This is a genomic window from Lysinibacillus sp. RC79 (assembly GCF_041262405.1).
Taxonomy (GTDB): Bacteria; Bacillota; Bacilli; order Bacillales_A; family Planococcaceae; genus Lysinibacillus.
Map to the genome: position 1 here is coordinate 32,695 of NZ_JBGCCD010000028.1, position 14,193 is coordinate 46,887.

The window sequence follows — 14,193 nt, forward strand, 5'->3', positions numbered from 1 at the left end:
TTTTCTACTTTGAAGTTAGTGCCTTCCTCTCAAGTTTACTTGTTACTAACAAACACTTTGCCCTATATTTCTCCTTCTATCAAGCTATAGCTCTTCACTTCATGCCCTGCTTTTCGAATGATACGAACACTCATATTTTTTTCTAGCTGTGTTGATGCAATAATGTGAAGGGGTTTTTTTGGTAGCTCATGTATATGACGTACTAAATAGGCAATTGGTAAATTTAACGCATTTGGTGTAGGTGATTTGTAAGAGTCATTATAATCACGTACATCCACTATCGCCATTCCTACATTTAGCTCCTGAGGTAAACACTCCTGTATTTGACGGACTGGAACATGGCGTTTATAAATAATTCTACCAATAATAAGAAGGCATATACTCATACTTACAATAATCATTTTTCAACCCCTTTTTCCGAGAAAAAAGGTTGTCTAAATCCGTTTAGCTTTCCATTGACGAATCTCACAACGCCTTACTAAAACCTTTTAAGCAAAGAAAAATAGCAGACTAGGATTACTAGTATGCTATTTTTCTTTTAGAACAACCTCTTTTATTTAGTCAATACCTCTTGTTGCCAAGCCATATAACCACCCGTTAAATTTACAATGTCGTGAATGCTATTTGCTTTTAGTACACTTACAGCAATTGCAGAACGAGCACCACCTTGGCATTGAACAACAATTTTTTTATTTGTTTGCAATTCATCTAAACGTCTAGCTAGTGTACCAACCATAATATGTTGAGCATTTTCAATATGCCCTGCATCATATTCTGTTTGATTGCGCACATCAAGCACATGCACTTTTTCACTTTCAATTAACGATTTTGCTTCTAAAGGAGTTATATTTTCATAACTTTCTAGAGATGTAGCCTCTTCCAAAACTTTCGTCACATCTCCATAGCCAACAACATTGTCGATACCTATAGAACGTAATGCTATTAAAATATCATCTAGTTGGGAAGGATTAATTAATAAATATAATGGTTTTGTATAATCTACTAGCCAACCAGCCCAATTGGTCAATGAATTATTGTAAGGGATGTTTAGTGTACCTGTGATAAATCCTTGTGAGAAATCTTCCGCCGGTCTAGTATCAATCACTTGCTTCCCATCTGCAAGAAGTTGAGTAATCACTTCATAGCTTGACACTGCCTTTACTGGCGGTAAGTTCTTAAGAAGTTCTATTCCTACTTTATTGACACGCTTCATAACAGCGAAATAATAAGGAGGTTCCGGTTGACCATCTAGTAACGCTTCAATAAATTTTTGTTCATCATCAAATTGCATAGCCCAGTTGAATTGCTTCTCATACCCTACTGTTGAAGATGGCACAGCTCCTAATGCTTTACCACAAGCACTTCCTGCTCCATGAGCTGGCCATAGCTGCATGTAATCTGGTAAAGCCTTAAAGCGTTCTAATGATTTAAACATTGCTTTTGCACCAGATAGTGATGTACCTTGAATACCAGCAGCTTTTTCTAACAAATCAGGGCGTCCAATATCACCTACAAAGACAAAGTCACCCGTAAAAATACCCATTGCCTTATCTGCTACGCCGCCACGATCCGTTAATAAGAAGGAGATACTTTCTGGCGTATGTCCCGGTGTATGCATGACTTTAAAGATAAGATTACCTATATTAAATTCATCACCATCTTTTAATAAATGATGAGGAATCCCTTCAAGATTTTGATACTTCCAATCAGCATCCCCTTCGTCGGAAATATACATCGTTGTTCCAACACGGTCTGCTAACTCACGGGACCCGGCTACAAAATCAGCATGGATATGCGTTTCTAATGCGCCAACAATTTGCATCTTCTCTTTTTCTGCTAATGCAAGATAGGGCTCAATATTACGCATCGGATCAACAATAACCATTTCACCTTTCGCCTGACATCCCACAACATAAGAAGCGTGCGCTAATTTTTCATCGTAAAAATATCGTAATAACATGTGTAAAACTCCCCTTTATCATCTATTTTTTTCTTTTAAAATATCTAATGCAGCCTGAACATAATTAAGTGATTTTTGAACAGAAGGATCTTTCATCCATTTTATAATTGAAAAAACATTGATTTGCTGAGGCTTCTCTTCTGCCCTTTGCTGTACCATTTTTAAGAACTCCGTGCCTGTCTTTCCTTTTTCAACATATGGATCGACATAGCCCTTTAAATTATTCATTGTATAGTCTGTCGTTTGCTTATCCTGAAGTACTGCTGTGACAAAATCAATGATGTTTTCTAACTGATGAATGGTTTGAACAAGCTTCGGCAATTTCTCCATTAGCTGCACAATAGCCGTAATCGTTTCTGAGCCTACATTATAAGTAGCAACAAATTGCTCGTATCTATCTACGGTCTTTTCATCAGTTAGTACTGATTTTCCAAAATCCACAACATTTTCTGCTGATTCTATCGTTTGTTCTACATTTGGTAATTTTTCTAACAATCGCTGTAAAGAGTGTCGAACTTCTGGTTTCTCAAGCGTTTCAATTATTTGATATAATTCCTCGCTCATACTTACCGTTGCATTAGCCATGCTTGCCGCCTCCCTTCATTCGTAATTACATAGTGCCTTTCAGCATGCCATCCCAGTACATAACAGGTAGTAAATCCTTTTTCATGAAATACATACTGGGTCTTTCCACCGCTTGGTTGAAAGGCATAGATTCGACAGGCTCTTTATTGTAATCAAACTCAGCTAATATCAGTTTGTTGTAGCCTGTTACGATTGGACAAGAAGAGTAGCCATCATACATTTGCTTCATAGGCTGTTGTCGCATTAGAGCAATAAGATTTTGTGCAACGACAGGTGCTTGCTTTCGTATAGCTGCACCCGTTTTAGATGTTGGGAGATTGGCATTGTCACCTATTCCAAACACATTGCTATACTTTTTATGTTGCAAAGTAAATTTATCGACATCTACCCAGCCACATTCGTCTGCTAATGCACTTGTTCGTATAAACTCGGGTGAACACATATAAGGTGTCACATGAATCATGTCGTATTTAATTTCTTCTAATGTGCCTGTATCTAAATTTTCAAAAATAGCTATTTTTTCATCAGCCTTAATTTCAATCAAATTACGACGGAATCGAGCATCAATATTTTTCCGCTCTATTACCTTTTCAAGTGCTTCACGATATTTCAAAACATCGAAAATTGCCGGATTAGCCGAACCAAAAATAACATTAATATTGTCGCGAACATTGACTCTATTAAAATGGTCTTCTGCTAAATGCATAATTTTTTGTGGAGCACCGCCACATTTTACTGGAGAGTTTGGATGTGTAAATAATGCTGTCCCCTCTTTGAAATTGCGGATCGTTTCCCACGTATAGTCCACATGCTCGAAAGAATAATTACTGCATACACTTTTAGTCCCAAGTGCCTCTTTCAGCCCTTTAATAGCACCCCAGTTAATCTCTATACCACCAGCAACTACTAAAAAATCATACGTATATGTTGTACCATCTTGTGTAATTACCCGGTTTTGATTGGGGTCAAAACTACTAACAGCTTCTTTTAACCAAACAGCTCCTTCAGGAATAATAGAAAGCATCTCACGTTCAGAGTCCCACTTATTTGCTGCACCACCTCCCACCAATGTCCAGAGTGGTTGATAATAATGTTTTTCTGCAGGATCTATGATGGCAATCTCCCCTTGAAGTGAATGAGATTGACGAAGTAAACGTGCAGCTACAGAAATACCAGCAGTTCCTCCTCCAACGATGACTACTTTAAAAGAAGTCTTCATGTGTATATCCTCCTTATCATGCTGTCTTTCGTATACAACTTTTACACCTTTATAATAGTTGTAAGTGAAAACTGTTCATATAGGGGTAATCCCCTAAAAAATTACACTCCATCGTTCAATACCACAAAAAAGGCAGTACAAAGTGAATGATTCATCACTTGTACTGCCCAAATTAACAGTGTATTACTTTTTCAATAAAAACTAGCTCATCATCATAACGCAGGGTTGATTTCCGTTCCGTCTAGGCGCCTTCCTTGGGGGCGTCCAGCCTCACTCCAATCAGCTTACGTTTCAACAAATATTATCCCCAACTTTTTACAATGAGCCAAAAAACTACTATTTACATTTAAATTTCAATACAAAGATTGTACCTTCCGCTCCCGATTGGACACTAATGGTACCATCGTGTAAATCAATTAACTGCTTCGTAATAGCCAATCCTAGCCCTGTACCTGTTGTATCATCCGTAGTATTCGTACCTCGATAATATCGCTCAAAGAGGTTATCGAGCTCCTCCTGAGGAATTCCCGGACCTTGGTCGGCAATTGTCAGCATAACCTCCTTGCCTATATGTTGCGCTTCTACGTTTACCTTGGTACCGTCAGGAGTATATTTTTTAGCATTGGTTATTAGATTATCTAATATGCGCTTTAATAAAAGCTCGTCCGCCTCAAGCATGACATCCCCATAAACCTTTACAGACACTTGCTCATCTGCAAATTGAGGTAACCATACGTTGAGTGGTAACAACACTTTTTCAAGCTGTATAGCTTTATTTTTTAATTGGTACGTATATGTTAAGTCTCGTATAAGGGCATCCATATACGTTGCCTTTTCCTGCATCGTTGTTGCAAAGACACGCATCTCTTCCTTCGTCCACTCATAGTCTTCAGAAGCTAGCATTGTTGAATAACCATAAATAGAGCTTAACGGTGTCTTTAAATCATGGGATAAGCCCGTTATCCATTCCTCACGTAATTGCTCTGCATGCTTAATTTGCCTTTCATTGGAGAAAAGGCGTTTCGATAACTTATTAATCGATTCATCAACTGGTTGAAATAATTTAAATTTCCTTTTTAACTTCCCTGTCTTCCGATGATGGATTTTTTTATCTCTTACTTTACTGTAGTCAAACTGCGTCAGTCGCTCGATACGAGATAATACATAAACGAGCGGACGCACAAATTGACGGGAAATGCTAATCGATAAAAAGATAATCCCTAATAACAATATAATATGTCCACCAAAGAAGACGGAAACAAATAAAACCATCGCTTTATTAAAAGGCTCGTCAAATGGCTTATATGATGGGTTGGGCATACGTACAACTAGTGTCGAGCCATCCTCTAAAGAAGCATTTCGCGTAAGCTCTTTATACTCAAAAATATCGTAGTTCTCTTCCAGCAACTGAGGCTTATGGAGCTTTTCATTACGCTCACCAATGACTTCTACACGATCCCACTGCTCATTATAGATTTCAACTGAAGCCTTCTTATCCTGTAAACGCTGGAGTAGTTCTGAAGGAATCTCTCCTTTATCCTTCCAATCTTGAACTACTTCCTCAAAAAGCGGTTGGACAGGTAAAGCCGGGAGGAATAGCAAATGGTATTTAGGAATCTCCCACGTGTGCATTCCCGGCCGTTTAAGAGCCATTATTTCGTTATCTGTCATACTACATAGTTCACATGTATCTCCCGTGTAATCAACAATGTCCATCGATTGATTGAACAAATATAATTGCCCTAAATTCTCCTCGGCTCGCTTCACTAAATAATCAGCAATCTTAATAGATTTTCCTTTTTCTACGACTGCATCATCTTTAATTTCAGAGGAACTCATGATATGAATATCGTCACCGACATGACCATTGATAAAGATTGCAAAAAACACCAAACTTATAATAAAGCCTGTAATGATTAGTAAATAAAAAATGATGAAATACGATACAAAACGAAGCGTTAATCTTCTAGCTGGCTTCATGAATGAACATCTCCAACAAGTTTATAACCGATACCCCTTACAGTAATAATGCAGGTTGGTTTACCTGGATTCTTTTCTATTTTTTCTCGCAGTTTTCGAATATGAACCATCACAGTATTATCATCAAACAAACAGTCACCCCATACGCGCTCGTAAATTTGCTCCTTCGATAATACTTGCCCTGCATTTTCACATAAATATTTCAATAAATAAAATAACCTACCGCTAATAATTTCCTTTGTGCCATTTACAGTTACCTCTGCTGCATCGATATCGAATGTAAATCGACTACATGTAAATAAATGACTTTCTGGCACATCTTTTTTCTTCATATATCTTGTAAGCTGCACCTTCACCCTCGCAACAAGCTCAAGTGGATTAAATGGCTTTGTAACATAATCGTCTGCACCATTCATAAAACCACGAAGCTTATCTGCATCATTACCTTTTGCAGTTAAAAAGAATATAGGTGCTTCACTTTGCTCGCGAATCATATTCGCCATATCAAGTCCGCTACCATCTGGGAGCATAATATCTAATAGATAAAAATCAAAAACCTTCATTTCCATTTTCTTTTTTGCTTCTTGAACAGTGTCGCAGAGTGTAATGTTTAAAAATCCTTCTTTTCTTAAAATAATTTCAATCATTTCTGCAATTGCACGTTCATCCTCTAATACTAAAATTGACGCATCTTGCATGCTATCACCTTCTTTTAAGATTACTTTAAGGTAGTCATCATTTCACCATAAGCTTTACGAACTACACTATGTATAAGATAACCAATTAAGGAGATAAAACGCAATGACAACTAACCGTGTTACCTTCATAGATACAATGCGTGGGTTTAGCTTATTCGGCATCTTAATGGCAAATCTGTTGATTTTCCAATTTGGCATGTATGGCAAAGATGAACTAAAAGATCTTTCCGCCCTCGATAATGGAGCCTTATATTTTGTAAAAATCTTTATAGAGGGGTCATTTATGCCGATCTTCACCATTTTATTTGGCTTCTCTCTTATTAAACTTATAGAGTCTATTCGTAGAAAAAAGGATAAGAGTCGATGGTCCATTTTACGCCGTGCAACGGGGCTTATTGCTTTAGGTTTACTGCATTCAACGCTTTTATGGGAAGGCGACATTCTATTTTCCTATGGCTTTATGATTTTATTTTTGATCCCCTTTATTAATCGTAAACCAAAAACTTTATTTATTTGGGCTGGCATCTTCTTATTACTTATTACCAGCTTATCATTTGGTTCCGTAGAAGAAACTAAAAAAGAACAAAAAGAAATTGCCACCTATGTAGAGAAAGCCGACAATGTATACGCTAACGGAAGCTACTTAGACATTTATGATTTCCGTGCAAATGCTCTACCTCCAGGCATGGATGATGCAGGTTTAGTCTTTTTCTTATTAATTTTCCTTGCACCAATGTATACCACTTCATTGACCCTTTTCGGCATGGGGCTCGCCAAAAAGCAAGCTTTTGTGAATATGGAGGACGAAAAGAAATGGTATAAGCTTGGCGCTCTGCTTGTTCCAATTGGGCTAGCTTGTAAAAGTCTGAGTTTTATAGAAAGCAATTTTTCCGGCATGTTGTTAACAGGTGGATCTGAATTACTAGCAGTTGGCTATGTCTGCCTTGCAGCTTTAATATATAAAACCCGCCCTGTACAACGTCTCGCTCCCGCCTTTGAGAGTGTCGGTAAACTATCATTAACCAATTATCTAATGCAAACCATTATTTGTACAACAGTATTTTATGGATATGGTTTAGGCTTATACGGCAAGCTCGGCGTATTTGGCGGTATTTTATTCGGAATCGTCGTGTATAGCTTGCAATGTGTTTTCAGCCTTGCCTATTTCAAAAAATTTAAACGCGGACCATTCGAGACTATATTGCGTGTTTGGACGAATTGGTCTTGGAACGGACAGATTAAAATAAAGCAGAAGGGAAGTACTTTACATGAATAGTGACTCCAAAGAGGACTTTACGGATACATGGTGGTTCTTAGGAATTTGTACTGCTGTAGCTGTAGTTTTAACACTATTTGCTTTTTAGAAGATTACGATATTCATAATTATATTTTTTGAAAATGATTATAAATAGAATTACACCCCTAAACTTATGTATCAAAGCTTAGGGGTGTATGATAGAAACAGGTTCTAGAGTTCTAAATTTCAGCATCCAACTTTTATGAATACATGGGTATTTCACCGAATTCACATATTCAATTCTAAGCGCCGTGCAACTAAAGAAAGTGCAAAATTTACAATAAAATAAATAACAGCAACTAAAAGGAAAATCGGAATAATATAATTTATATTTTGTGCATTGAGTACCTGTGCATTATGCATCATCTCTGGTAGTGCAATAACAACCGCTAGTGATGTATCTTTTAGAAGTGAAATAAACTGGCTAACAATCGGCGGTACCATTCGTCGTACCCCTTGCGGCAAAATAATATGCCATAATGTCTGAGTATAAGTTAATCCAGATGAACGCCCTGCCTCCATCTGTCCTTTATGTACAGAGTTTAAGCCACTGCGAATAATTTCCGCTAGCATTGCCGACTCAAAAATCGTCAGCGCCAAAATAGCAGACCATGTAATACTTAACTTAATACCTACTTCCGGCAAAGCAAAGTATACAAAGAAAATAATCAATAATAGCGGTAAATTTCTTATGATTTCAACAATAAAAGCAGAAATTTGCGCCAATACAGGTATTTTAGCATAACGAATAATACCTAGAATTGCCCCGAGAAGAAAACTAAAAACAATAGAAATGCCTGCAACTTCAAGTGTTATCCAAAAGCCTTTCAACAAGAAAACAATATGATCAGGGCTATATGCTCCAATAAAATCCATTCATCTAACCCCCCACTAATTGCTCTTCGCTAAGCTTTTTTCTAAACGATTGACACCATAGCTTAACGGAAGCGTAATAATTAAATAAAATAACGCTATAAAAATATATACATCAAAAGTTACGAAAGTTCTTGAGGAGATCAAATCCCCTTGGTACATTAGCTCACCTGCTGCAACAATTGTTAAAATTGATGAATTCTTTACTAAATTCAAAAATTGGTTGCCCAATGGTGGAATAACAATTTTAATTGCTTGAGGTAAAATGATATAACGCATCGTTTGGATATACGTTAAACCTGAAGATCGCGCAGCCTCAGTTTGTCCTTTATGCACAGACAAAACACCTGCACGAATAGCCTCTGCGATAAAAGCAGCAGTATACACCGTCAACGCAATTGTGCCCGCTTGGAATCCACTAAAACGAATACCTAGGACTGGTAATCCCACAAAGATGAAGAATAAAATAATTAACAACGGGATATTACGGAAAAATTCGACATAAATTGTACCTATCCAGTTTAAAGGTTTGATAGGTGCAATACGAAATACAGCAATCAATGTCCCTAGAATAAAACTACCAACCAATGCCAAAATACTTACAATTAAAGTATTTTTAAAACCTTCAAGAAACATCCCCATATTATCTGTAAGAATAGTAAAATCAAGCATTCAATTTTCACTCCAATCCAATACGCTCTGCCGATATAGTTACGTTTTCATTTTGAATTGGCATGTCTCAAAATTTTCGCAACCCCATCAGAAGCTTTAACTTTATTCAACGGGTGTGTATAAACACCCGCTGAATAAAACTAAATAACAAAATTGAAACAAGCAGTCATACACCTATTGAATATCACATTCATGAGGTTATTCATATGACTGCTCGCTACATTAACATTCGTTTTACAACGGATTATTTCTTAATCCATTTGTCGTGGATTTCATCATATTTACCATTTGACTTTAATTCTGCAAGCGCGTCGTTAACAGCTTTTACAAAATCATCACTACCTTTTTTCATCGCAATGCCATAAGGCTCTTCTGTGAATTGACCACCAACTAATTCGAAATTATTATCTTGTGAAGCCATACCATATAGAATCGCGTCATCCGTCGTTAACACATCACCTTGGCCAGCTTTTAATGCCGTAAATGCCTCTGCATAGTTTTCAAACTCTAGAACCTGTGCTTTCGGTGCTTTTTCACGGATGTTAATTGCCGATGTAGAGCCTTTAACAGCAATTACTTTTGTGTTTGAGTCTAAATCATCAATACTCTTAATCGGGCTGCCTTTTTTCACTAATAGTGATTGTCCTGCCTCGAAATAAACATCTGTGAAATCAACCTCTTTACGGCGTTCTTTTGAAATCGTCATTGTTGCAATAATCGAATCAATATCACCGTTATTTAACATTGGTATACGTGTTTTAGATGTTACTTCTTTAAATTCAACTTTTGTCTCATCACCAAGAATAATTTTTGTAATCTCTTTTGCAAGATCTACGTCAAAGCCTTCAATTTCACCAGTACTTGGATTTTTTAAACCAAATAACTTTGTATCGTTTTTAACACCCCATACAATTTTGTCATTCGCTTTAATAGTTTCTAATGATGATTTCGACGCAGCCCCTGAAGAATCTTTATCTTTCGATTCTTTATCGCCTCCACCACAAGCTGCTAGGACAAGCACCGATAAAGCAACCAGCAGTGTGAACATTAAAAATTTTCTGCTTTTAAACATTAAAAATCCCCCTATTCTTTTCTCTAAAAATTATTAATGATTAAAAATCCTGCTTAAGAATAATTTAGCGCGTTCCTCTTTTGGCTCTCTAAAGAATTCAGCTGGATTAGCATCCTCCAAAATCTGACCCTTATCGATAAAAACCACTCGATCAGCCACTTCGCGGGCAAACCCCATTTCATGTGTCACAACCACCATCGACATTCCCTCTTGTGCTAGCGCTTTCATAACATCCAATACTTCTCCAATCATTTCAGGATCAAGCGCCGATGTCGGCTCATCAAACAACATAATGTCAGGACTCATTGCCAAGCCACGCGCAATTGCAACACGTTGCTGCTGTCCTCCCGATAATTGCGATGGAAATGAATTTGCTTTATCAGGTATACCTACTTTTTCCAAATAGTATAACGCCGTTTTCTTCGCTTCCTCTTCCGATTTTCCCAAAACCTTCATAGGAGCTAGCATAATATTTTGTAAAACCGTTTTATGTGGATATAAGTAAAAATGTTGGAATACCATACCAATATTTTTACGCAAATCATTAATATCTGTTTTTTTGTTGTTGATCTCTACATCATTCACCTCTAATAATCCATCAGAAATGGTTTCTAAACGATTGATACAACGAAGCAGAGTACTTTTTCCGGAGCCAGAAGGTCCAATAATAACAACAACTTCCCCTTTTTCAATTGTCAAATTGATATCTTTTAAGACATGGAAATCTCCATAATGCTTATTTACGTTTTGAAATCGAATCACTCTATCAAACCCCTTACTAAAATGCATATTATATTCATAGATACTGTTATAATTAAATATGTAAAATTTATTATTAATTAACTTAATTTAACTATAACCTTAATCATTGACAAAACGCAACAATATTTTCAGAAAAATAAATTATTTAGATATAAAATAATATATCATTCATAAAGCAGAAAATAAATAACATTACTGCGAATATTTCTATTTAGAAATAGCTATTCCCGATAAAATATATAGAATAACCGATTCATCCAATCCACCATTATCTGTTGTATAACAATTAAAACAGCATTACATAGTTATAATTAAAATGTATATCCTTTATTTAACAAAACAACCTACATCGTGTAGCCTGGGCACAATTCAACATTCGGACGCATTGTTTATCTACGTGATGCGACAGCAACAACTACGCCAAGGCGGAATTGATTTAAAAAGAATTGATACTAAAAATACTTCCCGGAAAATCACAATAAAGTGTTGCTAAAGTTTGTTGCTGTATTAATGGAAAATCGTTATCTTCCTATTTCTCCATATTGTATAATTATTATAAATAAAGCTTAGCTTAGGAGGTTTCCCTATTGATACAGCGAGTCGTTATTACAGGCTATAGACCACATGAATTGGGCATTTTTAATGACAAGCACCCTGGCATTGCCATCATAAAAAAAGCACTCGAAAACCGTCTGCGTATATTGATCGATGAAGGTTTGGAATGGGTGATTATTAGTGGTCAGCAAGGTGTTGAAACATGGGGTGCTGAGGTTATTATTACGTTAAGAAAAGAATTTCCTCATTTAAAATACGCAGTGATCACACCTTTTTTAGAGCAGGAGAAGAATTGGCAGGAACATAAAAAAGAAAAATATCAAGCATTAGTAGCTCAAGCAGACTTCGTAACGAGTGTAACGAAAAAGCCATACGAGGCTCCGTGGCAATTTATCGAAAAAGACAAATTCATTATACAAAATACAGATGGTCTGCTGCTAATTTATGATGAAGAAAATGAAGGCTCCCCGAAGTATATGAAACGTCTAGCAGAAAAATATATGGAAACTCATGAATATACACTTTTAATGATTACCGCTTATGATTTACAAGTAGTAGCAGAAGAAATACAGCAACAAGATTGGTAGGGAAAATATTGATATAATTTTCTGATAATTATATACTGGAATAAATAAGTTTAACTATATTAGTCATAAGCTTTTTACCCTTTGGTGCTAATTTCTAAAAAGGAGCTGTTAACATTTGAGTAAAAAAATCAAAATGGTTCTTGAGTCATCACCGGTGAACGTTTCTCATGATACGTACCGCAGAGAGTGCAGATATACACGTGGGATTCATATTGAAGAACAAGAGTTTAAAGCAATTTTGGATGCAATGTGCCACGATTCACGCTTGTATTTTGATTTCCATAATCCTCGTAAGGAGATTAAAAAAGGAACATATTTAAATGGACACTCTGGATTAGCGCAAAACATCTATAAATACTATAAAACCAATTACGACATTGAAGTTAACGAACTAATTAATGGCAAAGATTTTTATGTAAAAATAATATAAAGTGATGAATTGAATTTCATATCACTAAAGTGGGGTGGGTTGTTTCTTACATAACAACCCACTTTTTATATCCGTTAAAAAAGAGCTACCCTCAAAATGAGAGTAGCTCCGACTTTATTATAGGTCTGATACTTGAGCACCTAATTCTTTATTGTTGTACATTTCATTGTCCAATTCTTTTGTAATACGTGCTGTTGTCACACCTGCAGTCATTGAACCACTTACATTAAGTGCAGTACGGCCCATGTCGATTAATGGCTCAACAGAGATTAATATACCCGCAAGTGCAATCGGTAAATCAAGTGCTGATAATACAAGAATTGCTGCGAATGTCGCACCACCACCGACACCAGCTACACCAAATGAGCTGACAGCTACAACTGCAATAACAGTAATGATAAACACTGGATCAAGTGGATTAATCCCAACTGTCGGTGCAATCATAATCGCTAGCATTGCAGGATAAACACCAGCACAGCCATTTTGACCAATAGATAGACCAAATGAGCCCGAGAAGTTTGCAATACCCTCAGGTACACCAAGACGACCCGTTTGTGTTTTAATGTTCATTGGTAGAGCACCTGCACTTGAACGTGAAGTAAAGGCAAACAATAATGTTTCCGCAGTTTTCTTTAGATACGTAAATGGATTTAAACCACTTAAAGTAAGAATTAGTAAGTGTACTATAAACACAATAAATAACGCTACATAAGACGCAACAACAAACTTACCTAAATTATAAATTGCTCCGAAATCAGATGTTGCAACTGTACGTGCCATAATCGCTAAAATACCATATGGTGTTAAACGTAAGACAATTGTTACAACGCCCATTACTAATGCATAGATGGCATCCAAGCCCTTTTTAATAGTAGCTGCAGTGCCTTCATCCTTACGTGCTACACGTAAGTAAGCAAAACCTAAGAACGCTGAAAAAATGACAACAGCAATTGTTGATGTAGAACGAGCACCTGTTAAATCTAAGAATGGGTTTGCTGGGAATAACTCAATAATTTGAGTTGGTAAATCCGGTGCCGTTAATCCAGAAGTTTTTTCCTCTAAATATGCTCCACGCTCAGTTTCTGCAGCACCTTGCATAATATGAGAAGCATCTAAATCGAATACTGTTGCTGAAAAAATACCAACAGCCGCTGAAACAGCAGTTGTACCGATTAAAATGGCTAAAATAAGAGCTGCCATTCTCCCGAAGTTTTTACCAACCTTCATTTTCGTAAAGGCTATTAAGATGGAAATAAAGATCAATGGCATCGCAACCATTTGTAGCAATTTAACATAGCCAGTACCAATAATATTGTACCAACTTGTTGTTTTAGCTAACACATCAGAATCAATACCATATATTAAATGCAATCCAAGACCAAGTACAATCCCTAAGCCTAGAGCAGTAAAAACGCGATTTGAAAACTTAACGTGCTTTTTATTCATAAAATATAAAATTCCAACGAATACGAGTAAAACGGCAACGTTAAGAATAATTTGTAA

Annotated in this window: 14 protein-coding genes; 3 read left to right on the forward strand and 11 right to left on the reverse strand. The window is 36.5% G+C overall.

From position 1 onward, the window contains the following. Positions 1-62 precede the first annotated feature (62 nt). The 6 genes from ABH968_RS20880 to ABH968_RS20905 form a co-directional block, all read right to left on the reverse strand. Positions 63-401, reverse strand: coding sequence for a rhodanese-like domain-containing protein (locus ABH968_RS20880; protein WP_370047119.1), 339 nt, complete (start codon positions 399-401; stop codon positions 63-65). Positions 402-553: 152 nt separating this feature from the next. Then, a complete protein-coding gene (locus ABH968_RS20885) occupies positions 554-1,960 on the reverse strand; it encodes a rhodanese-like domain-containing protein (RefSeq protein WP_370047121.1) in 1,407 nt (468 codons plus the stop codon). An 18-nt stretch (positions 1,961-1,978) separates the two neighbouring features. Next, positions 1,979-2,545 carry a helical membrane plugin domain-containing protein gene (locus ABH968_RS20890; protein WP_370047122.1) on the reverse strand — a complete coding sequence of 189 codons (567 nt, stop codon included), beginning with the start codon at positions 2,543-2,545 and terminating at the stop codon, positions 1,979-1,981. A 25-nt stretch (positions 2,546-2,570) separates the two neighbouring features. Continuing rightward, entirely contained in the window at positions 2,571-3,764 is a 1,194-nt protein-coding gene (locus tag ABH968_RS20895; RefSeq protein WP_370047124.1) for an NAD(P)/FAD-dependent oxidoreductase, read from the reverse strand. Positions 3,765-4,100: 336 nt separating this feature from the next. Then, positions 4,101-5,744: a sensor histidine kinase gene (locus ABH968_RS20900; RefSeq protein WP_370047126.1), complete on the reverse strand. Its 1,644-nt coding sequence runs from the start codon at positions 5,742-5,744 to the stop codon at positions 4,101-4,103. Further along, entirely contained in the window at positions 5,741-6,442 is a 702-nt protein-coding gene (locus ABH968_RS20905) for a response regulator transcription factor (protein WP_370047128.1), read from the reverse strand. Before ABH968_RS20905 ends, ABH968_RS20900 begins: the two co-directional genes overlap by 4 nt. Before the next feature lie 103 nt (positions 6,443-6,545). Here ABH968_RS20905 and ABH968_RS20910 point away from each other — a divergent pair, with 103 nt between their 5' ends. Beyond that, entirely contained in the window at positions 6,546-7,718 is a 1,173-nt protein-coding gene (locus ABH968_RS20910) for a DUF418 domain-containing protein (protein ID WP_370047130.1), read from the forward strand. Between the two features lie 249 nt (positions 7,719-7,967). Here the strand turns inward: ABH968_RS20910 and ABH968_RS20915 are convergent, their stop codons facing one another. The 4 genes from ABH968_RS20915 to ABH968_RS20930 all read right to left on the reverse strand — a co-directional run bounded on the left by ABH968_RS20915 (position 7,968) and on the right by ABH968_RS20930 (position 11,118). Continuing rightward, entirely contained in the window at positions 7,968-8,615 is a 648-nt protein-coding gene (locus ABH968_RS20915; RefSeq protein WP_370047131.1) for an amino acid ABC transporter permease, read from the reverse strand. 15 nt (positions 8,616-8,630) lie between these two features. Further along, positions 8,631-9,284, reverse strand: coding sequence for an amino acid ABC transporter permease (locus ABH968_RS20920; protein ID WP_370047133.1), 654 nt, complete (start codon positions 9,282-9,284; stop codon positions 8,631-8,633). Between the two features lie 244 nt (positions 9,285-9,528). Next, positions 9,529-10,356 (reverse strand): transporter substrate-binding domain-containing protein, encoded by an 828-nt coding sequence (locus ABH968_RS20925; protein WP_370047134.1) that lies wholly within the window; start codon positions 10,354-10,356, stop codon positions 9,529-9,531. A 33-nt stretch (positions 10,357-10,389) separates the two neighbouring features. Continuing rightward, positions 10,390-11,118 (reverse strand): amino acid ABC transporter ATP-binding protein, encoded by a 729-nt coding sequence (locus ABH968_RS20930; protein ID WP_370047136.1) that lies wholly within the window; start codon positions 11,116-11,118, stop codon positions 10,390-10,392. A 587-nt stretch (positions 11,119-11,705) separates the two neighbouring features. Here ABH968_RS20930 and ABH968_RS20935 point away from each other — a divergent pair. Both ABH968_RS20935 and ABH968_RS20940 read left to right on the forward strand, forming a co-directional pair. Next, positions 11,706-12,260, forward strand: coding sequence for an SLOG family protein (locus ABH968_RS20935; protein WP_370047137.1), 555 nt, complete (start codon positions 11,706-11,708; stop codon positions 12,258-12,260). A gap of 115 nt (positions 12,261-12,375) precedes the next feature. Further along, positions 12,376-12,690: a hypothetical protein gene (locus ABH968_RS20940; protein ID WP_370047139.1), complete on the forward strand. Its 315-nt coding sequence runs from the start codon at positions 12,376-12,378 to the stop codon at positions 12,688-12,690. 117 nt (positions 12,691-12,807) lie between these two features. Here ABH968_RS20940 and ABH968_RS20945 read toward each other — a convergent pair whose 3' ends face one another. After that, positions 12,808-14,136, reverse strand: coding sequence for an L-cystine transporter (locus tag ABH968_RS20945; RefSeq protein WP_370047174.1), 1,329 nt, complete (start codon positions 14,134-14,136; stop codon positions 12,808-12,810). Positions 14,137-14,193: the final 57 nt, after the last annotated feature.